At 65.8% G+C, this 21362-nt stretch carries 18 protein-coding genes; 14 read left to right on the forward strand and 4 right to left on the reverse strand.

The window, feature by feature from the left end; genetic code table 11:
- Nucleotides 1-55: 55 nt before the first annotated feature.
- Both NDO75_RS27295 and NDO75_RS27300 read left to right on the forward strand, forming a co-directional pair.
- Entirely contained in the window at nt 56-1126 is a 1071-nt protein-coding gene (locus NDO75_RS27295; protein WP_310909689.1) for an anthranilate phosphoribosyltransferase, read from the forward strand.
- 558 nt (nt 1127-1684) lie between these two features.
- Nucleotides 1685-2482, forward strand: a complete 798-nt coding sequence (locus NDO75_RS27300; protein WP_310909690.1) for an enoyl-CoA hydratase/isomerase family protein — start codon at nt 1685-1687, stop codon at nt 2480-2482.
- Between the two features lie 562 nt (nt 2483-3044).
- Here the strand turns inward: NDO75_RS27300 and NDO75_RS27305 are convergent.
- Nucleotides 3045-3782, reverse strand: a complete 738-nt coding sequence (locus NDO75_RS27305) for a 3-hydroxyacyl-CoA dehydrogenase family protein (RefSeq protein WP_310909691.1) — start codon at nt 3780-3782, stop codon at nt 3045-3047.
- Nucleotides 3783-3931: 149 nt separating this feature from the next.
- Here NDO75_RS27305 and NDO75_RS27310 point away from each other — a divergent pair, with 149 nt between their 5' ends.
- From NDO75_RS27310 to NDO75_RS27325, 4 genes are all read left to right on the forward strand, one after another.
- A complete protein-coding gene (locus NDO75_RS27310) occupies nt 3932-4183 on the forward strand; it encodes a hypothetical protein (RefSeq protein WP_310909692.1) in 252 nt (83 codons plus the stop codon).
- Nucleotides 4180-5568 carry an amino acid permease gene (locus NDO75_RS27315; protein WP_310909693.1) on the forward strand — a complete coding sequence of 463 codons (1389 nt, stop codon included), beginning with the start codon at nt 4180-4182 and terminating at the stop codon, nt 5566-5568. The genes NDO75_RS27310 and NDO75_RS27315 overlap by 4 nt, the downstream gene beginning before the upstream one ends.
- Nucleotides 5569-5647: 79 nt before the next feature.
- Nucleotides 5648-6580, forward strand: coding sequence for a ribonucleoside-diphosphate reductase (locus tag NDO75_RS27320; protein WP_310909694.1), 933 nt, complete (start codon nt 5648-5650; stop codon nt 6578-6580).
- A 78-nt stretch (nt 6581-6658) separates the two neighbouring features.
- Nucleotides 6659-7822, forward strand: coding sequence for a CaiB/BaiF CoA-transferase family protein (locus NDO75_RS27325; RefSeq protein ID WP_310909695.1), 1164 nt, complete (start codon nt 6659-6661; stop codon nt 7820-7822).
- A 30-nt stretch (nt 7823-7852) separates the two neighbouring features.
- On the opposite strand, the gene NDO75_RS27330 is transcribed toward NDO75_RS27325, so the two are convergent.
- Entirely contained in the window at nt 7853-9508 is a 1656-nt protein-coding gene (locus NDO75_RS27330) for an AMP-binding protein (RefSeq protein ID WP_310909696.1), read from the reverse strand.
- Nucleotides 9509-9718: 210 nt separating this feature from the next.
- Between NDO75_RS27330 and NDO75_RS27335 the strand changes: the two genes are divergently transcribed.
- The 3 genes from NDO75_RS27335 to NDO75_RS27345 all read left to right on the forward strand — a co-directional run bounded on the left by NDO75_RS27335 (nt 9719) and on the right by NDO75_RS27345 (nt 14106).
- The gene (locus NDO75_RS27335) at nt 9719-11356 is read left to right on the forward strand and encodes a long-chain fatty acid--CoA ligase (protein WP_310909733.1); all 1638 of its coding nucleotides are present in this window, start codon (nt 9719-9721) and stop codon (nt 11354-11356) included.
- 24 nt (nt 11357-11380) lie between these two features.
- On the forward strand, nt 11381-12601 hold the full coding sequence (locus NDO75_RS27340; protein ID WP_310909697.1) for an acyl-CoA dehydrogenase family protein: 1221 nt from the start codon (nt 11381-11383) through the stop codon (nt 12599-12601).
- A 68-nt stretch (nt 12602-12669) separates the two neighbouring features.
- The gene (locus NDO75_RS27345) at nt 12670-14106 is read left to right on the forward strand and encodes an amidase (RefSeq protein ID WP_310909698.1); all 1437 of its coding nucleotides are present in this window, start codon (nt 12670-12672) and stop codon (nt 14104-14106) included.
- A 43-nt stretch (nt 14107-14149) separates the two neighbouring features.
- On the opposite strand, the gene NDO75_RS27350 is transcribed toward NDO75_RS27345, so the two are convergent.
- Nucleotides 14150-14935, reverse strand: coding sequence for an SDR family NAD(P)-dependent oxidoreductase (locus NDO75_RS27350; protein WP_310909699.1), 786 nt, complete (start codon nt 14933-14935; stop codon nt 14150-14152).
- Nucleotides 14936-15095: 160 nt separating this feature from the next.
- Between NDO75_RS27350 and NDO75_RS27355 the strand changes: the two genes are divergently transcribed.
- From NDO75_RS27355 to NDO75_RS27375, 5 genes are all read left to right on the forward strand, one after another.
- A complete protein-coding gene (locus NDO75_RS27355; RefSeq protein ID WP_310909700.1) occupies nt 15096-16265 on the forward strand; it encodes a thiolase family protein in 1170 nt (389 codons plus the stop codon).
- A gap of 170 nt (nt 16266-16435) precedes the next feature.
- On the forward strand, nt 16436-17686 hold the full coding sequence (locus NDO75_RS27360) for an acyl-CoA dehydrogenase family protein (RefSeq protein ID WP_310909701.1): 1251 nt from the start codon (nt 16436-16438) through the stop codon (nt 17684-17686).
- 245 nt (nt 17687-17931) lie between these two features.
- Nucleotides 17932-19116, forward strand: a complete 1185-nt coding sequence (locus tag NDO75_RS27365) for an acyl-CoA dehydrogenase family protein (protein WP_310909702.1) — start codon at nt 17932-17934, stop codon at nt 19114-19116.
- A 149-nt stretch (nt 19117-19265) separates the two neighbouring features.
- Complete coding sequence (locus NDO75_RS27370; RefSeq protein ID WP_310909703.1) at nt 19266-19547, forward strand: hypothetical protein; 282 nt, start codon at nt 19266-19268, stop codon at nt 19545-19547.
- A gap of 96 nt (nt 19548-19643) precedes the next feature.
- Nucleotides 19644-20219 (forward strand): RDD family protein, encoded by a 576-nt coding sequence (locus tag NDO75_RS27375; RefSeq protein ID WP_310909704.1) that lies wholly within the window; start codon nt 19644-19646, stop codon nt 20217-20219.
- 17 nt (nt 20220-20236) lie between these two features.
- Here NDO75_RS27375 and NDO75_RS27380 read toward each other — a convergent pair whose 3' ends face one another.
- Nucleotides 20237-21322 (reverse strand): ABC transporter ATP-binding protein, encoded by a 1086-nt coding sequence (locus NDO75_RS27380; RefSeq protein WP_310909705.1) that lies wholly within the window; start codon nt 21320-21322, stop codon nt 20237-20239.
- Nucleotides 21323-21362 lie beyond the last annotated feature (40 nt).

Genomic DNA, 21362 nt, shown 5'->3' on the forward strand with positions numbered 1-21362 from the left:
AACGTCCGCCGGAAGCGGGAGACTTTTGCGCGATCCAGCCCAACGCTCGCACGATATGGCGCAGGCAACCCAGGAATTCGGCGACTGGCCGCTGAAGCGGCTCATGACCGAAGTCGTCGGCTCCGGCCCGAAGTCGGCCGACGACATGACCCGCGAGCAGGCCCGCGAAGCCTTCCAGCGCATTCTGGCGGGCGCGCCCGACCCGACCACGCTCGGTGCGTTCTGGCTGGCCAACCGCTGGAAGCGAAACAACCCCGAGGAGCTGGCGGCCTACACCGACGTCATGCGCGAGGAGTCGGTCGTCACCGCCGAACCGGACTGCGATCCGGTCGACTGCGGGGCGAACTACGACGGCAAGCACACCTCCGCCGTCCTCGGCGTGGGAGCCGGCATCGTCGCCGCCGCCGCGGGAACTCCCGTCGTCGTCCACTCCGGGGACCGCGTTCCCACGCAGAAGGCGACGGCGTACAAGCACGTCCTCGACGAACTCGGCGTTCGGACCGATCTCGAGCCGGCCGAGAGCGCCGACATGGTCGACGAAACGGGCTTCGGCTTCTACTACCAGCCCGCGTTCAACCCCGGCGTTCAGGACCTCTACGACCGGCGCGACGAGATGGGCGTGCGCACGTTCGTCAACACGATCGAGACCATCGCGAACCCGGCGAACGCCGACGTCCACCTCGGCTCGTTCTACCACCTCGCGTTCGCGAAGAAAATGGCAAATACGCTCGTCGAGAGCGAACGACTCGACTACTCGCGGGCCATCTTCTTCCAGGGAATGGAGGGGTACGACGATATTCGGCCCGGCTACACCAAAGTCGCCGAATGGGACCAGGGTACCGAGGGGCTCGAGGACTACGAGATCGAGACCGCCGAGTACGGCATGGAGATGGAGGCCGAGGACCTGGAAGTCGACGACGTGACCGCCGATTCCGCGACGATCACCGAGGAGGTCCTCGCCGGCGAGCGCGAAGACCACTTCACCGACGCGATCGCGTTAAACGGCGCGTTCCGGATGTACGCCCGACAGGACGTCGACAGTCTCGAGGACGGGCTCGACCGAGCCCGCGAGATCATTTCCGACGGCAGCGCGGAAGCCGTCCTCGAGGATCTGCGGGCGTTCTGAGCGGCGCGCTCCCGTCTCGCGTCGTCCGTTCGGGCTGAACGCGGTGTCTACTGGCGCTCCGTTTTCGTTCGTCGAAGCGTGTCGTCGCGTGGAGCAACAACGAGCCTCGCGGCTCGAACAGCGGTTGCTGAGCGTCCGCGCCTTCTGATTCCCATCGGATTTCATTCATACATGTGTTTTTGGTATTTCATACGTTCCGGAGCGAGGTATCGAGAGACCGACTGTCGAAGACACGGCACATCAGGCTGGCGTCCCACCGACCCGTTCAGTGCCACTTCTGGCTGTAAACAGCAGTCAAACGGTTATCTCCGGCCGCTCTCGAGCTCGGCGGGAAAAGACCTGACCTACTCCGTTCGTGTGATTACGGACCCATAGCAGGTTGTTAGATGACACATTATCCGAACTAAATGAGACCGCACCAGATATATTTCGTATATCGTCCTCGAAGGAACCATCCCTAAGTCACGGCCGTGGGATCGACCCCGCTCGAATCGTTGATCGCCCCCGCGAATTCGCCGCCGAACGTACCTTTTTGATCGTTGCCCGTGACCGTCCTCTATGGACGAATCACTGGACACTGTCCTGGTAGAGTACGACGAGGACCGCGGCGTCGGCACGCTCACGATGAACCGGCCGGACGCGCTGAACGCGCTGAGCGCCCAGCTGCGAGACGACATCGTCGCCGGCCTCGAGCTGCTCGAGGAGCAAAACGAGGGCGCAGACGGCGTCGCCCTGCGCGCAGTGGTGCTCGAGGGGGCCGGCGAGAAGGCCTTCTGTGCCGGCGCGGACATCGGCGGCTTCTCCGACGAGTCGTCCGGCGGCTCCTCGGCGCGCTCCCACTACGATTTCATTCGCGACTTCCCGGCGCCCGTCATCGCGAAGATCGACGGCTACTGTCTGGGCGGCGGCCTGGAGACCGCGCTCGCCTGTGACTTCCGGCTAGCGACCGAGAGCAGCACGTTCGGCTTCCCGGAGGTCAACCTCGGCATCCTGCCCGGCGCCGGCGGCGTTCAGTACGTCGAGAAAATCGCCGGCCCCGCCGTCGCCAAGGAACTGGCCATGTTCGGCGACCACATCTCCGCCGAGCGAGCCGCCGACGAGGGCATCATCAACCGCGTCTACGACGACGACGAGTTCGACGACGAGGTCGACGAGTACGTCACCGACCTCGCCGGTCAGGCCCCGCTGGCCGTCCAGGCGATCAAGAAATCCGCGGACATGGCGGTTCACAGCGGCCTCGAGGAAGGACTCGAGTACGACCGCCAGCTCTTCGAGGGGCTCCTCCAGACCGAGGACCACGCCGAGGGCGCGGCCGCGTTCGGCGAGGACCGCGAACCCGAGTTCGAAGGGAAGTAACGCCTTCGAACCGATAGCTTCCGTTTTGCGCCGTCCGACAAACCGACCTGTGGTGGCGCGCGCTGTCGATCGGTCGGAGCGGTAGCGACGGCCGGTCGATGACACTGCGCGAGGGATGAACGAGTGAGTGAAACGAACGAGTGAATCGGCTGGGGAGGACGTGGAGTCGTTAGTTGTCACGATAGCAGCCCACTCTCCTCTCCGCTCCGGTCGAAAATAATCCGCTGAACCGTTTTAGAATCGACAGCGGGGAGGGTCCTACTACCGTGACTGCACGGAATCACCACGCCCTCCCCAGCCGATTTCTACTCACGGGTTCTGCGGGACGATTCCACCGTCCCGATAGTCGCGGCGCGTTGCGCCGCGCACTGCCCGTTCGTACGGCTCGCGGGGCCGAAGGTCCCGCGCTAACGCTCGCTCCAAAGTCGCTCGTTCATCCACTGGAAGACGCCTCGCATCTTCCATGCAGTCGCTCGTTTCACTCGCGACGACCTCGCGCAACGTCTCCGCGTCTCACTGTCGGTTCGCCGCGGAACAGTGCGCGCTACCGCATACCGTTCTGTCAGTCCCACTCCTCACCGAGGCCGGCCAGCGAGAACGGGCCGACGGGGAGGTTGTATCCGTCCTCGAGCGCCTTGTCGACCTGCTCTTTCGTGGCGATGCCCTCGTCGACGATCTTCTGTGCCTCCTCGCGCATCGCCGCGTGACAGCGGTTGGCAAGGAAGCCGTAGGAGCCGGGGTCGTCGTCGATCGTGACGCGCGTCTTCCCGAGTTCGTCGACGAGTTCCTCGGCGCGCTCGACGACGGCCTCGTCGGTTTCCGGTGCCCGGACGATCTCGACCATGTCCATGACCGCGACCGGGTTGAAGAAGTGGGTCACCGCGACGCGGGAGGGGTCGGAGACGGCGTTGGCGATCGAGGTCACCGCGAATCCGCTCGTGTTCGAGTACAGCGGCTGGTCGTCCGTGACCTCGTCCAGGTCGCGGAAGACCTGGCCCTTGATGGCGAGGTCCTCCGTCACCGCCTCGATGACGAAGTCGGTGCCGTCGGTCGCCTCGTCGAGGTCGGTGGTGAACGTCAGCCGGTCGAGGACCTCCTGCTTCTCGTCCTCGGAGAGATAGCCACCCTCGACGGCGTCGTCCAGCCCGTAGTTGCCCGAGACGATCCGTTCCTCCGCTTCCTCGGCCAGTTCCTCGTTGATCTCGCGGACCGAGACCTCGTAGCCGTTGCGTGCGAGTACCTGTGCGATACCGGCGCCCATGATGCCGCCACCGACGACGGCAGCACTCTTTTGTGCCATGCCAGCACCCTTCACGGGTATCGACTTAGTTCTTATCAACGTTCGTGGAAACCGGCACCGACCGCAACGCGCAGCCGATCGATGGGAGGCGCCTTCGCCGGTTGTCAACCATCCGAAGATATTTTACCCGCGGTATGGTGGGTCATGACATGGCAATCGGACAGTACCGCGACGAGCCGTCGGAGATGGACGACATCGAGCGCGAGGTCGCCGCGGCACAGTACCCCGAGGGCGGGCTGGTGGTCGGCCTCGGACTCGGAATCGCTCTCCCGCTGCTGACGGTCCCGGCGTTGCTGGTCGTCACGCCGATTCTCGGGGGCGTCCTCGGGTTCGCCCTCGGGCGACGGGTCCGCGACGCCGCCGTTCGACGCCGGCGGGCCGATCGGTCGACGGCGGAATGAGCGGCTCCGACGGCGGAGACGCGGAGACGCTCTCCTCGAGTATCGGTATCATCGGCGTGCTCGCTTTGCTCGTTGGGAACGCGATCTCGGTGCCGATATTCGTTCTGCCGGGACCGCTGGCGGGTGCCGCAGGGCCGGCGCTCGTGCTCGCGATCGTCCTCGCGGCGATCCCGGCGTCGTTCGTCGTCCTCTACAACGCCCTGCTCGGTTCGGCGATGCCGGTCGCCGGCGGCTTGTACGTCTACATCTCTCGGCTCACGGCACCGTACTGGGGATTTCTGGTCCCGTTTACGATCCCGCTCGTCGCGTGGGCGTCCCTGCTCATCACAGCGACCGGCTTCGCCGAGTACACGCGGATCTTCGTCGACGTACCGTCGACGCTACTCGTGTACGTCCTGCTCGCGTTCGTCCTGTTCGTCAATCTGATCGGACTCAGAGTCGTCGCACAGGTCCAGCTCGTCTTCTTCGCCGGCCTCGTGCTCGCCCTGCTGACGTTCATCGTTCCCGGCGCGACCGCGGTCGACGCCGCCAATTACGCGCCGTTCTTCCCGGATTACGGCGCGTTCGGCCTCGCGGTCGTCGCCCTGTTCTACCCGTTCCTCGGCTTCGGACTCCTGGTCGAACTCGGCGAGGAGATCGACGAGCCGGAGCGAACGATTCCGCTGGTACTGGGTCTGGGCATCGGGATCGTCGCCCTGTTCTACGTGGCGCTGATCGCCGTCCTCGTCGGAGTCGTTCCCTACACTGAACTCGGTAACGAAGCCGACCTCGCGCTCGCCGCCTCGAGGTTCCTCCCGTGGTGGGGCGAGTACGTCGTCGCCGCAGGGGCGGTCTTCGCGGTCGTCACGACCGTGAACACGACGCTGCTGGTCTTCTCACGGACGCTCATGCGCGCGAGCCGCGACGGGATCCTCCCGGCCTCGCTGTCGCGGATCCATCCGCGGTTCGACACCCCCCACTACGCCGTCGCCCTCCTCGGCGTGCCGCCGTTCCTGCTCGTTCCGATCGCGAACGAGATCGTCGGCCTCTCGGTGTTCATCGGACTCGCCAGCCTCACCGCGTACTTCTTCTGTGCGATCGGCCTCTGGAACCTCCCCCGGGAGTTTCCGGCCCACTACGCCAACGCCCCGTTCAAACTCCGACGGTACCGCGGCCTCCTCCTCGCGGTCCTCGGGGGCGCGCTCGCAACCGGTGCGTTCTGGGTGGTCACGCTCCTCCAGCAGCCGATCGTCGGCGTCGTCCTCGTCGGCTGGTTCGTCGTCGCGTACGGGTATTATCGCTACCGGCTCTCGAAGACCGATCGGATCGAGACCTATCGGACGATGACCTCCCTCGACCGACACGAGCGCGTGGACGGGGACACCGGCGAGCGAAGTGGCGACTGACCGCCCGAGCGGGCTGGGCCCGCGTTCGACCGAGTGACAGAGACTGCACATTTAATAGTCGCGACGAGGAGTATGTGATATGGCAACGGAATACACGCCGACGGAGATGATGGAACGGGAGTCCAGATCGAACCGCTACTACCGCAACGCGGTCGAGCGCCACTGGGATCCCGGCGAGATCGACCTCGAGCAGGACGTCGAGAACTTACTCGAGTTCATCGAAGGAACGGACTCGTACGATCGCGAGTCGTGGTACGGCACGCTAAACGGCATCGCGAAGTTCGGCGCGGGCGAGGACGCGGTCACCGAGGACCTCGCGCCGCTGGCCGCGGTACTCGATAACATCGACGACCAGCTGTTCCTGACGACCCAGATGTACGAGGAGGCCAAACACGCGGACTTCTTCGACCGGTACTGGCGGGAAGTCGTCTGGACGGTCGAGGACGAACTGGACTGGGAGCGGTCGAACCCCCGCCACGAGCGCTGGTTCAACGAGCCCTACATCGAGCTGTTCGATCGCAACCGAAAGGCGCAGTTCCGGCTGCTCGAGGAGGACACTCCCGAAAACCGTGCGAAGGCGTACTGCCACTACCACCTCACGGTCGAGGGCATTCTGGCCCAGACGGGCTACTACGGGATGCAGACCTCCTACGGCGGCGAGTTCGAGGAACTGCCCCACCTGCCGGGGCTCGTCCAGGGCTTCACCAAGATCCGTAGCGACGAGGGCCGCCACGTCGGCTTCGGGATGAACCAGCTCAAGAAGCTCATCGCCGAAGGCGTCGATCCGAAGCTCATCGAGGAGACGGTCGACGAGCTTCTCCCGCTCGTCCAGGGGATCACCGAGGACGAGCGGTTCCAGCCCGACGACCCCGACGAGCGCGTCGGTCTCGAGGAGGGGAAACTGGCCGCCTACGCCGTCGACAAACACACCGACCGGATGCAACAGATCACCGACGCGGCGGCCGACATCCCGGACGTCGACGAACTCGTGCGACTCGAGGGCGACGACTGACGCCGCAGCGACGATCTCCTCGATGGCACGGGCGGAAACCGACAGTAGGCTTTTGAAACGCGGCCGAGACGTGGTACCATGCAGCTCGATTCCGTTCGAGTACTCGACCTGTCTCGTCTGCTTCCCGGGCCGTACGCGACGCAACTGCTCGCCGACGCAGGCGCGGACGTCGTGAAAATCGAGGACACCGACGCGGGCGACTACGCCCGCTATACTCCGCCAACGACCGAGCGCGGCGTCGGCGGGCTGTTCGATAGCGTCAACCGCGGCAAGCGTAGCGTCGCGCTCGACCTGAAGTCGGAGGCAGGCCGCGAGGCGTTCTACCGACTCGTCGAGGCGGCCGACGTGGTCTTCGAGCAGTTCCGGCCCGGCGTCGCCGAGCGCCTCGAGATCGACTACGAGACGCTGTGCGAGTACAACGAAGAGCTGGTCTACTGCTCGCTGTCGGGGTACGGTGGGACCGGGCCCTACGCCGAGCGCGCGGGCCACGACCTCAATTACGTCGGCGTCGCCGGACTGCTCGACATGACCCGCGAGGACGAGGACATGGCCCCACAGATCCCGGGCTACCAGATCGGCGACCTCGGGGGCGGGCTGTTCGCGGCCTTCTCGATCGTCGGCGGCCTGCTCTCGCGCGAGCTCGGCAACGGCGGCGAGTACGTCGACGTAGCCATGACCGACGTGGTCGCCTCCTTCTCGCAGGCCGTCGCCCACGAGGCGCTGACCGGCGGCGATCCGCGGCCAGGCGAAACGGCACTTACCGGTGGGGTCCCCTGGTACGACGTCTACGAAACCGCCGACGGGCGGTACGTCACTCTCGCGGCGCTCGAGCCGAAGTTCTGGCAGGCCTTTTGCGAGGAGACCGGCCGCGAAGACCTCGCGGACCTGCACGGAACGGACGATCCGGCCGAACTCGAAGCCGTCCGCGAAGAACTCGAGAGCCTGTTCGCGAGCCGCGAGCGGGACGCGTGGCTCGACGAGCTGAGCGACGAGACGATGACCGGACCGGTCTGTACGCCGGCCGAGGCCGTCGAGCACCCCCAGCTCGAGGCCCGGGGGCTGGTCGAGCGACCCGACGACGCGCCGCCGCGGGTCGGCTTCCCCGCAGTGGGGTCGAACTTCCCCGAGAGTCACGACGAGTCGGTCCCCGACCACGGCGAGCACACGGACGAACTCCTCGCCGCGGTCGGATACGACGAAGACGAACTGGCCGACCTCCGCGAGGCCGGTTCGATCCTGTGAGCGGCGCAGTCGGCGGGGCGCGACCGGTCGTCACGCCGCGAGCGCGGAGCGCTTGATCTTCCCGCTGGCGGTCTTCGGGAGCGCGTCGAGGAACTCGATCTCGCGGGGGTACTCGTGTTTCGAGAGCTCCGCGCGGGCGAACTCGCTCAGTTCGTCCGCGAGGTCCTCGGACGGTTCGTGGTCGCCGACGAGGGTGACGTACGCTTTGACGATCTGGCCGCGAGTCTCGTGGTCTTCCCCGACGACGGCGGCCTCCTCGACCGCGGGATGGTCGAGCAGCGTCTCCTCGACCTCCGCGGGGCCGATCCGATACCCCGCGGAGATGATGACGTCGTCGGCCCGGCTGACGTACCAGAAGTAGCCGTCCTCGTCCTGACGCGCCAGATCGCCGGTTCGGAGCCAGGGCCCGGTGAAGGTCTCGAGGGTCGCCTCGGGGCGCCCCCAGTACGACCCCTGCGCGTCCTCGTCGCGTCTGATCGCGATCTCGCCGACCTCTCCTTGATCGACCTCGTTGCCGTCGTCGTCTAACAGCGCCACTTCTTCGCCGGGCGTGACCTTCCCCATGCTTCCGGGCTTCACTTCCCAGTCGTCGAACGCGTAGTTACAGACGACCATACCGCCCTCCGTCAGCCCGTAGGCGTCCTGTGGCGGCGCGCCGAGTCCGTCCTCACACCAGTTGACGGTCTCCTCGTCCAGCGATTCGCCGGCCGAGATCAGCACCCGGAGGTCGATGTCCCACGCGTCGAGGTCGATCCCGGCGGCCCGGGACTGTCTGAGCGCCGTCGGCGGGATCATCGCGTTGTCGACGTCCCACGCCTCGAGCGTCTCGAAGAACGCGTTCGGGTCGAACTGACCGCGGTAGCAGCCGATGGCCGTCCCGCGGACGCCGGACATGATCGTGCCCATAGTGAGGCCGTAGGACCACGACGGCGACGCCGCGACGAGGTAGACGTCGTCCGGCCGGAGGTCGACGACGTACTCGGTGTAGGCGTAGAGTTCGATGGGGCCGCGGTGGCTCGTCGGGACGCCCTTCGGCGGGCCGGTCGTCCCCGAGGTGTAGGTCAGCGAGTAGGGGTCGTTCGGATGGGTCTCGACGGCCTCGAACTCGTCGTCGTGGGCGCGGACGGCGTCGTACTCGTCTACCGTCGCGTCACCCGCGACCGCCTCGCCACCGTCGACAGTCCCGCTACCGGCGTCTCCATCGTCGAGCGTGACGACGCGCTCGAGCGCCGGCAGATTCCCGTCGACGGCCTCGCAGCCGTCGGTCGTCGTGAATAACGCGGCCGCGCCGGAGTCCTCGAGTCGGTAGTTCAGCGCGTCGGGGCCGAACACCGGCGCGAGCGGGAGGTAGATCCGCCCTGCCTGGATCGTTCCGAAGACGACGGCGTAGAGCTCGAGCTGCGTCGGGAGCATCGCGCCGACGCGGTCGCCGCGCTCGGTGTGTTCGACCAGATAGTTGCTGACCCGGTTCGCGGCCGCCGCGAGTTCGGCGAAGGTGTACGTCTCGGTCTCACCGTGCTCGAAGTCGCGGATACGAAGGCCGGTCTCGTCGGAATCGGCGTGACGGCCCAGCGCCTCCTCGGCGATGTTGAGCGACTCCTCGTCGCCGACGTGGACGTGTTCGTCCCATCCCATCCCCGACTCGTACCGGTCGGCGACCGCCTCATATATACTACCGTATGACATGAGCCACCGCTCCACGACCGCGAGTATAACTCTTCGGCTACGTTGACAGGGTTTCGGCGGCGAAATTTAGGTAGTGGCCACGAGAACAGACGCCCACGAGCACGGGATTGAGCACGTGACGAGGCGGGTAGTGGCCCGCTCGAGGGGCTTTGGGGACCGGGATCGACCCAAACCATAAGTCCCTGGACAGAATCACTCCAGACGACTATGATGGGTGCCCAGTTAACACTTGACAAGATGCTCGAGCGGGCGGTCGACCTGTTCCCCGACCGGGAACTGGTGACGAAACTGCCCGACGGGAGCGTCCACCGGTATACGTACGCCGACGCGTACGATCGGATCAACCAGCTCGCGGGCGCGCTCGACGACCTCGGACTCGAGGAAGGAGACCGGGTCGGCGTCGTCGCGACGAACCACTACCGGCACTACGAACTCTACTTCGGACCGACGTGTTCGGGGCGGTCGATCCACATGTGCAACATGCGGCTGCCCGATCACCACTTCGTCCACACGATCGACGACGCCGAGGACCGGGTGATCTTCGTCGATCCGGGGCTCATCGAGAAGGTCGAGGCCAACGCCGACGAACTCGACACCGTCGAACAGTACGTCGTCCTCGACGACGAGGTGCCCGAGACGAGCCTCGAGCCGGTGACCGACTACGAGTCGCTTCTCTCCGGCCAGTCGACGGAGTACGACTGGCCAGACATCGACGAGGACGCGGAGTACGGGATGTGCCACACCTCGGGAACGACGGGGCTGCCGAAGGGCGTCGCCTACTCCCACCGGGCGATGTACCTCCACAGCGTCATGGGCGGCCACGTCGACGCCAACGCGATCGGCGAGCGCGACACCGTGCTCCCGGTCGTCCCGATGTTCCACGCCAACGGCTGGGGGATCCCCTACGGCGCGACGTTCGTCGGGGCGAAGCAGGTCTTCCCCTCGGTCCACACCGATCCCGAGACGATCGCCCGGCTGATCGACGAGGAGGACGTGACGTTCTCGGCCGCAGTGCCGACGATCTGGCTCGAGATGGCCGAGTTCCTGGACGAGAATCCGGAGGTCGACATCTCGAACATCGACCGGCTGACGGTCGGGGGGTCCGCGCCGCCCGAATCGCTCATCCGAAAGTACGACGAGGAGTACGACGCGCCGATCATTCAGGGCTGGGGGATGACCGAAACCTCGCCGCTGGGCTCGCTCAGCACGCTCCGCAAGGAGGTCGCGGAACTACCCAGCGACGAGCAGTACGAGTACCGCGCGAAGGCGGGACTGCCCGTGCCGGGCATGCAGATCCGCATCGTCGACGACGACGGCGAGGAAGTGCCCCACGACGGCGAGACGATGGGCGAACTGCAGGTCCGCAGCCCCTGGGTGACCGACGGCTACCACAACCGACCCGAGGAGAACGAGCAGTCGTTCACCGACGACGGCTATCTGCGGACCGGCGACATCGCTACGCGAGACGAGATGGGCTACATCGACATCGTCGACCGCGACAAGGACGTCATCAAGTCCGGCGGGGAGTGGATCTCGTCGGTCCAACTCGAGAACGAACTCATCGCCCACGAGGACGTCCGCGAGGCGACGGTGATCGGGGTCGATCACGAACGCTGGCAGGAGCGGCCGCTGGCCATCGTCGTGCCGACCGCCGACGCGGACCTCGACGAGGACGATCTCGAGGCCCACCTCTCGGAGACGTTCCCCTCCTGGTGGCTGCCCGACGAGTACCGGTTCATCGAGGAGATTCCGAAGACCTCGACGGGCAAGTTCGACAAGAAATCGCTGCGCGACCAGTTCGACATCGTCCTCGAGGCCGAGGACGACGAGCCGGCGGCGCACCAATAAGTACGTGGAGTGAGAGATCCCACCATGGGAGTAAACACTACCGGCGGCGTGAGTTTCGACACCGACGAGGAGACCGAGCTGATCCTCGATAGCATCGACGAGTTCATCGAGCGCGAGGTCGAGCCGATCGTCGAGGACCTCGGCGATACCTACACCAATCCGCGGAAGGGCCACCACGAGAACGGCCGCTGGACCGACGAACTGCTCGAGGCCCGCGAGGAGATCAGGCGGAAGTCGGCCGAGGCCGGCTTCTACGCGATGAACCTGCCCGAGGACGCGGGCGGGGACGGCATTTCGCCAGTGACGTGGTACCGAGCGAAAAAGCACCTCGCGACCCACGGTGGCGGCCTCGAGCGCTACGTCCTCGCCGGCCCCGAGGGGCCGAAGCCGCTGCTGTTACAGGCCGAGGGCGACCAGCGCGAGAAATATCTCGAGCCCACCGTCCGCGGCGAGAAGTCGACGGCGTTCGGCCAGACCGAGCCCGGCGTAGGGTCGGATTCGCCGAACATGGAGACTACTGCCGAAAAGGACGGTGACGAGTGGATCATCAACGGGCGCAAGCAGTGGATCACCAACGCGCCCTACGCCGACTTCGTCCAGCTCTTTGCGCGGACCACGCCACAGGAGGAGGTCGGCCGCTACGGCGGTATCACCTGCTTCATCGTCGAGCGCGACGAGTACGAGATCGGCTCGTACAACAACGCCGTCGGCGCGGAGGGATCGCAGGCCGAAATCATTCTCGACGGCGTTCGCGTCCCCGAGGACCGCGTCCTCGGCGAAGTCGACGAGGCCTTCTACGCCGCGATGGAGTTCCTCTCGCTGGGCCGACTCGAGCTCGGAGCCGAGGCCGTGGGGTACTCGGAGTACCTGCTCTCCGAAGCCGGCGAGTACGTCACCGAGCGCGAGGCGTTCGGGCGGTCGATCGGGAACTTTCAGCAGGTCTCCGCGAAGCTCGCGGAGGGGCGAGCGAAGACCTACGCGGCCGACGCGGCGGGGCTCAAACTCGCCTGGAAGATGGCTCAGGACGAGCGGACGATCATGGACTCGTCGGTGCTGAAGTGGTTCGCGACGAACGTCCTCTGGGAGGTCGCCGACGCGGCCGTGCAGGTCAACGGAGCCAACGGGCTGGCCGAGGAGAGCCCCTACATGGATCTGGTCCACCAGGCGCGCATCCTGCGGATCGTCGAGGGGACCGACGAGATTCAGCTGAACACGATCGCGAAGTCGATGGGGATCACGGACTGACTCGAGGCCGCGTCCCGAGGTTTCCCGTAGACGAACGTTTTTCACTCGGTACGCTGATACGTCATCGTATGGTAACACGGCTCACAGACCGGACTGCCGCGGGGCTCGCGAGAGCGATTCGAGACGGCGACCGCTCGCCCGCCGAGGTCGTCGAGTCCACCCTCGAGCGCATTCACGAGCGAAACGATCGAACGAACGCGTTCGTGACCGTCACGGACGATCTGGCTCGCGAGATGGCCGAAGACGCCGAACGAGCGATCGCCGAGGGCGAACCGCTCGGGCCGCTGCACGGCGTCCCCGTCGCGATCAAGGACCTCGACGACGTGGAGGGAGTCACGACGACTTCGGGATCGCTGCTCTTCGAGGACCGCGTCGCCGACTCGGACTCGCCGTTCGTCGCCCGGCTCAAGGAAGCGGGCGCGATCGTGGTCGGGAAGACGAACACGCCCGAGTTCGGGCTCGGCACGACCACCGACAACCGCGTCGCCGGACCGACGGGAACGCCGTTCGATCCCGATCGGGTCTCGGGTGGCTCCTCCGGCGGAGCCGGGGCGGCGCTGGGCGACCGGCTCGTGCCGCTGGCACCCGGCTCCGACGCCGGCGGCTCGGTCCGGATTCCGGCGAGTTTCTGCGGCGTGTACGGACTCAAGCCCACGCAGGGTGTGATACCGAACGTCAGCCGTCCGAACGCGTTCGCCAGCCACACCCCGTTCTCCACGAACGGACCGCTGGCCCGGACGGTCGAAGACGCGGCGCTATCGCTGGACGTGATGGCCGGAACGCATCCGCGCGACCCCTTCTCGGTCCCGAAGCACGGTGAGTACCGCGACGCAGTCGACCGTCCGATCGACGAGTTAGACGTCGCGTACAGCCCCGATATGGGGATCTACCCCGTCGATCCGGCGGTGCGCGACGCCCTCGAGGACGCCGTCTCGGCGCTCGAGGACGCCGGCGCGACCGTCGACGCGGTCGACCCGGACCTGGGGATCGACAACGAGGACATCCTGGACGCCTACTACACGATGGCGACCGTGCGGTGGCAGTCGCTGCTCGACAACCTCGAGGACGAGGGCTTCGATCCACAGGGCGAGGACCGCGACCGCCTCCGGCCGTATCTCGTCGACCTCATCATGGACGCCGAGGAGCCGACTACGCGAGAGTACAAGCGCGCTGATGTCGTTCGAACGCGGCTTCTCGACGGCCTGGAAGACCTCTTCGCGGAGTACGACCTCCTCGTGACGGCGACGTGCGGGACGACGCCGTTCCCACACGGCGAGGAGCCCGCGGAGATCGACGGCGTCGAGATCGAACCGTACCGCGGCTGGGTGCTCACGCAACCGTACAACCTCACCGGTCATCCGGCGGCCTCGGTTCCGGCCGGCGTCGTCGACGGGCTTCCGGTCGGCATGCAGATCGCGGGCCGCCGGCACGCCGACGACGACGTGATCGCCGCCAGTGCGGCCGTCGAGCGCCACAGGCCGTGGCACGACGCGTATCCCGAGTAGGGATGCACCCGGCGGGTTCGGGGGCGACTCCCCGTCCCCGCGATCAGAAACTGAAGAGGTCGATGCCGCCGGTGACGCCGACGATCTGCCCCGTGACGTAGGAAGCCTGCTCCGAACAGAGGTAGGCGACCATGTTGGCCACGTCCTCCTCCGTCCCGAGGTGGCGCATCGGCGTCGCCTCGGCGATCCGGGCGTAGTACTCGTCGACGTTCTCCCGGAGTTCGTCGGGGCTCATGTCGGCCCACTGGCCGACGACGATGTTCGGCGCGATCACGTTCGAGGTGACCCCCGACTGGGCCCCCTCGAGCGCCATCGTCCGGCCGACGCCGATCATGGCGGCCTTCGTCGCCGAGTAGGAGATCTGGCCGAAGCCGCCGTACCAGCCGGCCATCGAGGACATGTTCACGACGCGACCCCAGCCGCGGTCGCACATCTCCGGGAACACCTCCGCGCTGATGTTGTACGTGCCGGTGAGGTTGATCTCTACGTCGCGGTTCCAGATGTCGTCGTCGTAGTCGGCCAGCCGCGAGCGCGCGTCGACCATCGCGGCGTTGTTCACGAGGATGTCGACGCCGCCGAAGGCGTCGCGGACCTCGTCCATCGAGTCCGCCACGTCCTGTCGGTCGGTGAGATCGCACTCGAGGGCCATCGCCTCCCCGCCGTCGGCCGTCTCGTCGATCTCGTCGGCGACCTCCTGTGCGCCGTCCGCGTCGACGTCGAGGACGACGACGTTCGCGCCCTCCTCGGCGAGCGTTCGACAGTCGGCGCTTCCGATACGTCCGGCCCCGCCGGTGACGACGGCGGTCCGATCCTGAATACCAAAGTCCATGCCCGAGCGAATACTTCGTTATCTGACTTAACCATTGGGGAGCGGTACCAGATTTCACTGCCAACTGAAGGAAAGATTCGACCGTACAGTCTCCAACTCCCTCGATCACGAATTTATGCACAACCTCTATGAACGATGATGGAATACTCACGTGTACGTCATGAACTCCGCAGTCATCGTCGACGCCGTCCGCACGCCGTTCGGCAAGCGGGGCGGCTCGTTCCGAGACACACATCCGCAAGATCTGGCCGCCGAACCGCTCGAGGCGCTGCGCGAACGCAACGGCTTCGAGCCGGAGACGATCGAGGACGTCATCTACGGCTGCGTGACGCCCGTAGACGAGCAGGGGCTCAACATCGCCAGGATCGCGCCGATGGTCGCGGGCTGGGGCGATATCGTCCCCGGCGTCCAGCTGAATCGGATGTGTGGCTCCGGCCAGCAGGCGGCCAACTTCGCCGCGGCGAACGTCATGGCCGGCCAGCACGACGTACTCGTCGCGGGTGGGGTCGAACACATGACCCGCGTCCCGATGGGATCGGACGACGCGGACGGGGCGGACAGCGGCGACAGCCTCACCGACACCTACTTCGAGCACTTCGACGAGGTGACCCATCAGGGCGAGGGGGCCGAACGGATCGCCGAGGAGTACGGCTTCTCGCGCTCGGAACTCGACGAGATCGCCGCCGACTCCCAGCGCCGCTGGAAGGAGGCCTGGGACGAGGGCCGCTACGACGACCAGATCGTCCCCGTCGAGACCGAACTCGACGGCGAGGAGGTCGTCGTCGAACAGGACGAACACCCGCGGCCGGGGACGGACGAGGAAACGCTCGCCGAACTGCCGCTGTCGTTCCGCGAGGAAGGCAACGGCTTCCACCATCCCGGCAACTCCTCCGGCATCGTCGATGGCTCGGCCGCATTGCTGATCGCGAGTGAGGAGGCCGCCGAGGAGCACGGCTGGGAGCCGATGGCCCGCATCGTCCAGACCGAAGTCGTCGGCGTCGATCCGATCACGATGCTGAAAGGGCCGATTCCGGCGACCGAGAACGTCCTCGAGCAAGCCGACATGACGATCGGCGATATCGACCTGTTCGAGGTCAACGAGGCGTTCGCGTCGGTCCCGGCGGCCTGGCTCGAGGAGACCGGCGCATCCTGGGAAGACGTCAACGTCAACGGCGGTGCGATCGCCCACGGTCACCCGCTCGGCGCGACCGGCGCGATGCTGCTGACCAAACTGGCCCACGAACTCGAGCGCACCGGCCAGGACACGGCGCTGTCGACGATGTGCATCGGCTTCGGTCAGGGCGTCGCGACCATCCTCGAGCGGGTCTGAACCGCTCGACCGGGGGCTGACGCGGCGGGTCGCGACGGGGACAGGCGGGGGAATCGAAGCAGACGAGGGGTGGCGACAGGTCTCGAGGAGCCGATAGTCTCGTTTTCGCTTGCCAATTAATGCGATCCGTTACCTATAGCTTTACAATGCTGTATGCGATCATGGATGATATGGAGTACCACGACTCCGAGAAAGCCACGGAGGTTGCGGGTCGCGTAGAGGAATTCATGGACGAAGTCGTCATCCCGCGCGAGCGCGAGGCGCTGGCCACGGGTGAGGAGATCACGATGGACGAAATCCACGAGATGTGGGACATGGCCAAGGAGCGGGACCTGTTCGCGCCACAGGTCCCCGAAGAGTACGGCGGTCAAGGCCTCGATTTCAGCGACATGCTGCCCTCGTTCGAGCAGGTCGGCCGCTCGCTGATCGGCGCGCTGGCGATCCGGGCCAACGCGCCCCAGGAGGGTAACATGCACACCCTCGAGATGGTCGGCACGGAAGAGCAGAAAGAGGAGTGGCTCCGACCGCTCGTCCAGGGCGACATTCAGACGGCGTTCGCGATGACCGAGCCCAAGGTCGGTGCCGGTTCGGACCCGAAGATGCTCCAGAGCACCGCCGTCAAAGACGGCGACGAGTGGGTCATCAACGGCCACAAGTGGTGGACCTCCGACGGCCTCGGCGCGGACTACTATCTGGCGATGGTCCGCACCGATCTCGACGCCCACCCCTACGAGGGCACCTCGATCATCATGGTGCCGCGCGACGCCGACGGCGTCGAAGTCCAGCGGAACATCCCCCACCTGGGCGGCCACGGCATCACCGAACGCGAGGGCGGCCACGCCGAAGTGAAGTTCGAGAACGTCCGCGTCCCCGTCGAGAACACCATCGGCGAGGAAGGCGAAGGCTTCCGGATCGCCCAGATGCGACTCGGCGGCGGTCGACTCACACACTGCATGCGCTACTCCGGCATGGCCGAGCGCTCGCTGGACATCGCGAAGGCCTACCTCCAGGAGCGCGAGGCCTTCGGCTCGAAACTCGAGGAGAAGCAGGCGCTGCGCCACCGCATCGCCGACGCCGAGACGCAACTCCACGCCGCGCGAACGATGATCCGCCACGCTGCGCGTGAACTCGACCGCAGCGACGCCCGCATCGAGGTCGCGATGTCGAAGATGTTCACCGCGAACGTCACCAACGAGACCATCGATCTCGCCCTGCAGTGCTGTGGCGGCAACGGAATCGGCAAGGACCTGCCGATCGCCCACTTCTACGAGAACGTCCGCGCGTTCCGCATCGTCGACGGGGCCGACGAGGTCCACCGCCGCTCGATCGCCCGCTGGGCCTTCGAGGACGTCGACGAGGCCGAGATCGAGAACACTCTGCAGTTCGACGAAGACCTGCGCATCGACAAACTCGACGAGTAACGTCGCACGCTCGCGGTCGAGTGCCGATCGCTCCGCTCTTATTTTCCTTCGACCGACAGAGACGACGCGCCAGCGGTCGCAAGCGACGCGTCTCGGCCGCGAGCGACCGAATAGACGGTTTCGAAGTCGGTCGTTCTGCATCGCGAATTACCGCCGTTCGCGTGAGCACGTCGCTCTACGCTGTTTGTGGGAAGGTTTAACATCACATGGCTGAACGCTAGTATCGCTGTCACGAGTGATACACGATGATGCTAACCGACGAACAGCGGATGATTCGCGATTCGGTGCGGGAGTTCATGGACGAGGAGATCGAGCCGGATCTGCCCGAGGCCGACCGGAAACCGCTCTCGAAGGACGACGCGATCGGCTATATGCAGCAAATGGCCGAGATCGACGTGGGCCCCTACGCCGAGGAGAGCTTCGACGACCCGGTGACGAGCACGATCGTCAGCGAGGAGGTCTCGCGGGTCTGGCCGAGCCTCCAGGTGACGATGGGCATGTCGCTGCCGGTGACCATGTTCGAAATCTTCGCCGAACGCACGCGGGACGCCTACGCCGCCGAGTACGAGCGTGACGAACTGGTCGGCTGTTTCGCCATTACGGAACCCGACGGCGGCTCCGACACGAAGGTTCCGAACACGACCGCACGCAAGGACGGCGACGAGTACGTCATCGACGGCGAGAAAACCTGGGTCTCGAACGCGCCGATCGCCGACCTCGCGCTGGTCGTGGCCTGGGACGAGGCCGAAGAGCAACGCGATATGTTCCTCGTCGACGAGAAAACGGGCGGCTTCGACACTCGAGAACTCGAGAAACTGGGGTGGAAGGGCTCTCCGACCGGCCAACTGTTCTTCGACGATTGCCGGGTACCCCGCGAAAATAAGCTCTCGGTGGCCGTTCTCGAGGCGCTCGAGGACGGGCGGCTCGATCCAGAGGAGTCGTCCCTCGCGGGCGGTGGCCCCGGCGGGAACCCGCTGAACAGCATGTTCGCCTCGATGCGAAACGGGATGGCAGCCATCTCGGTCGGGATCATGCAGGCGGCCTACGAGGCCGCGCTCGACTACGCGACCGACCGCGAGGTCTTCGAGAAACCGATCGGCCAACACCAGCTCGTCCAGGAGAAGCTCTACGATATCCGCGCCGGCCTCAAGACGGGCCGGCTGCTGACCCGCCACACCGCCCAAAAGATCGCCGAGGGGGATCCGGAGGCTCGCATGCTCTCGTCGCTCTCGAAAGGCTGGGTCTGCGAGAAATCCGTCGACGTGACCGACGCGGCGCTGCAGGTCTACGGCGGCAACGGCCTCTCGAAGGACTACCCGCTCGAGCGCTACTACCGTGACGCCAGGACGATGACCATTCCCGACGGGACCACGGAGATCCAGAAGCTGATCGTCGGCTACGAGCTGACCGATCTACAGGCGTACAAGTGAGGCGACGAGCCATCGCCCTCGTACCGACGACACTCGAGTACTCGAGTGCGACTCTCGTCCGGTGCGACGCCTACGTGAGAGATCCGCGGGAGAGACCGGCTTCCCGCCACCCACAGCTATATATGGCCTGCTGGCAATGAATGGCACACATGAGTGGAAGTACGACGCGGAGTGCCTCGGAAGAGGGCGGTCTGGAAAACATCCGCGAAGCGTCGGACGCGGTGGAGAAGTCCACGACGGAGATAACCCTCGAGAAGGCCGTCGAACGGTGGCGAACCGTCGGCACCATCGCCGTGCTCGTGGCGGCTAGCGTTCTCCTGGTCCGCGTGGACGGCTACCTGTCGATCGACGCGCAGGTGTTCGGCGGAATCGCCATCCTCCTGCTGATCTACTTCCTCGCGACGCTCCGCACGGACGTCCGCATGGAGTGACCGAAGCCGACACCGATCCGCCGAAATCGGCCGAAGGGCAGGTATTTTGTACGCGCCAGTAAATGACTCCGCCATGAACGGCGGAACGGTGATGCTGTGATCGACTGGACATTGGACGGGTTCTTGCCGACGCAGCGGCAACCAGCACCGGTACTGGAGACCGCGGACGACTTCGACGTGATCCTCGCCCGCGGCGCTGCGGCGGCGATCGACCTGTTCGTGTGCTTCGCGCTGATCGAATCGCCGGTGCTCTACGTCGCGAGCGTCGTGTTCGGCGACGCGTACGAGGCGCTGGGAGCGGCCATCGTTCCCCTCTCTCTGCTCGCCCTCCTGCCGATCTACGCCACTTACTCGTTCGCCCTCGAGTGGCGCTACGGCCGGACGCCGGGGAAGGTCAATCGCGGCCTGCTGGTCGTCATGGCGGACGGTCGCGAGTGCACCTACCGCGCCAGCGCCGTGCGGAATCTCCTCCTGTACGTCGACCTCCTCGGGATTCCGCCGCTCGTGGTCGGCCTGGTGACGGCCCTCGTGACCGACGGCCGTCGCCTCGGCGACCTCGCCGGCGGGACGGTCGTCGTTCGCTCGACGCAACCGACGGATCGCGACGAGGCGGTCTCGGCGGACACGGATACGAGTGCTGCCGCTCGAGCGAGTGAAAAACGAGAGAACTGAACGACTCGATGGACGACTCAGGCGATTCGGACGCCGGAGTCGTTGTCGAACAACTGGATGTACTCGTCCTCGAAGACGAGGCTGTACTCTTTGCCTCCGCCTTCGAAGTCCGGATCGGTGACGACGACGACCTCGCCGAACTCCGTCTTGAAGAAGCTGTGCGTCGAATCGCCCAGCGGTTCGTCGAGCAGATGCGTCGCCGGAATGCCGTCGTTGGGGTCGTCGCTGACCTGAATGTACTGCGGCCGGAGGCCGACGCGGACGTCCTCGCCGGCCCAGCCATCGAGGCCGTCGCGGGCGATGTCGTACTCGTAGCCGCCGACGGCCAGTTCGGCGGTCCCGTTGACCGACCGGACGTTCCCCTCGAAGAACTGCGTCGAGGGCTGGCCGATGAACTGGCTGACGAACTCGGAGCTCGGTTCGTCGTAGATTTCCTTCGGCGGGGCGACCTGTGCCAGTTCCCCGTCGTTAATGACCGCGACGCGGTCGGACATCGTCATCGCCTCCTCCTGGTCGTGGGTGACGTACAGCGTCGGACAGCCGATCTCGTCGGTCACCTTCTCGATGACCGGGCGCAGCTCGGCCTTGAGCTTGGCGTCTAAGTCCGACATCGGCTCGTCGAACAGGAACACCTCCGGGTCGCGCACGAGCGACCGGCCCAGCGCGACGCGCTGTTGTTGCCCGCCGGAGAGCTCCGAGGGCATCTTCTCGAGCTGGTCGGTGATCTGGAGCAACTCGGCGGCCTCTTCGACGCGGGCCATGCGCTCTTCCTTCGAGAAGCCGGTGATCTTGAGGCCGTAGGCGATGTTCTCCTTGACGCTCATGTGCGGGTAGAGCGCGATGTCCTGGAAGAGCAACGCGATGTTGCGCTCCTGGACCGGCTTGTCCGTCACGTCGCGGTCGCCGAACTTGATCGTGCCGCTCGTGGGTTTGTTCAGCCCCGCGACACAGCGCAGCGTCGTGGTCTTCCCGCAGCCCGACGGCCCCACCAGCGTCACGAACTCGCCGTCGCGGATCGTCAGGTCGACGTCGTCGACCGCGATGATCTTGTTCCCCGATTCCTCGTACACCTTGGTCAGGTTCTGAATTTCGATGTCTGGCATATGTTGTTGTGGTAATTGTGAATGATAGTTGGAAAGCGAT

It is taken from the genome of Natrinema sp. 1APR25-10V2, assembly GCF_031626495.1.
Classification (GTDB): Archaea; Halobacteriota; Halobacteria; order Halobacteriales; family Natrialbaceae; genus Natrinema.

What these genes read in the sequence shown, in the direction of transcription:
- NDO75_RS27330 (WP_310909696.1), bottom strand. Translation starts at nt 9,508, where the DNA reads ATGTCATACGGTAGTATATATGAGGCGGTCGCCGACCGGTACGAGTCG.
- NDO75_RS27340 (WP_310909697.1), top strand. Translation starts at nt 11,381, where the DNA reads ATGGGAGTAAACACTACCGGCGGCGTGAGTTTCGACACCGACGAGGAG.
- NDO75_RS27300 (WP_310909690.1), top strand. Translation starts at nt 1,685, where the DNA reads ATGGACGAATCACTGGACACTGTCCTGGTAGAGTACGACGAGGACCGC.
- NDO75_RS27350 (WP_310909699.1), bottom strand. Translation starts at nt 14,935, where the DNA reads ATGGACTTTGGTATTCAGGATCGGACCGCCGTCGTCACCGGCGGGGCC.
- NDO75_RS27370 (WP_310909703.1), top strand. Translation starts at nt 19,266, where the DNA reads ATGAGTGGAAGTACGACGCGGAGTGCCTCGGAAGAGGGCGGTCTGGAA.
- NDO75_RS27380 (WP_310909705.1), bottom strand. Translation starts at nt 21,322, where the DNA reads ATGCCAGACATCGAAATTCAGAACCTGACCAAGGTGTACGAGGAATCG.
- NDO75_RS27310 (WP_310909692.1), top strand. Translation starts at nt 3,932, where the DNA reads ATGGCAATCGGACAGTACCGCGACGAGCCGTCGGAGATGGACGACATC.
- NDO75_RS27325 (WP_310909695.1), top strand. Translation starts at nt 6,659, where the DNA reads ATGCAGCTCGATTCCGTTCGAGTACTCGACCTGTCTCGTCTGCTTCCC.
- NDO75_RS27335 (WP_310909733.1), top strand. Translation starts at nt 9,719, where the DNA reads ATGGGTGCCCAGTTAACACTTGACAAGATGCTCGAGCGGGCGGTCGAC.
- NDO75_RS27315 (WP_310909693.1), top strand. Translation starts at nt 4,180, where the DNA reads ATGAGCGGCTCCGACGGCGGAGACGCGGAGACGCTCTCCTCGAGTATC.
- NDO75_RS27305 (WP_310909691.1), bottom strand. Translation starts at nt 3,782, where the DNA reads ATGGCACAAAAGAGTGCTGCCGTCGTCGGTGGCGGCATCATGGGCGCC.
- NDO75_RS27295 (WP_310909689.1), top strand. Translation starts at nt 56, where the DNA reads ATGGCGCAGGCAACCCAGGAATTCGGCGACTGGCCGCTGAAGCGGCTC.
- NDO75_RS27360 (WP_310909701.1), top strand. Translation starts at nt 16,436, where the DNA reads ATGGAGTACCACGACTCCGAGAAAGCCACGGAGGTTGCGGGTCGCGTA.
- NDO75_RS27355 (WP_310909700.1), top strand. Translation starts at nt 15,096, where the DNA reads ATGAACTCCGCAGTCATCGTCGACGCCGTCCGCACGCCGTTCGGCAAG.
- NDO75_RS27345 (WP_310909698.1), top strand. Translation starts at nt 12,670, where the DNA reads ATGGTAACACGGCTCACAGACCGGACTGCCGCGGGGCTCGCGAGAGCG.
- NDO75_RS27320 (WP_310909694.1), top strand. Translation starts at nt 5,648, where the DNA reads ATGGCAACGGAATACACGCCGACGGAGATGATGGAACGGGAGTCCAGA.
- NDO75_RS27365 (WP_310909702.1), top strand. Translation starts at nt 17,932, where the DNA reads ATGATGCTAACCGACGAACAGCGGATGATTCGCGATTCGGTGCGGGAG.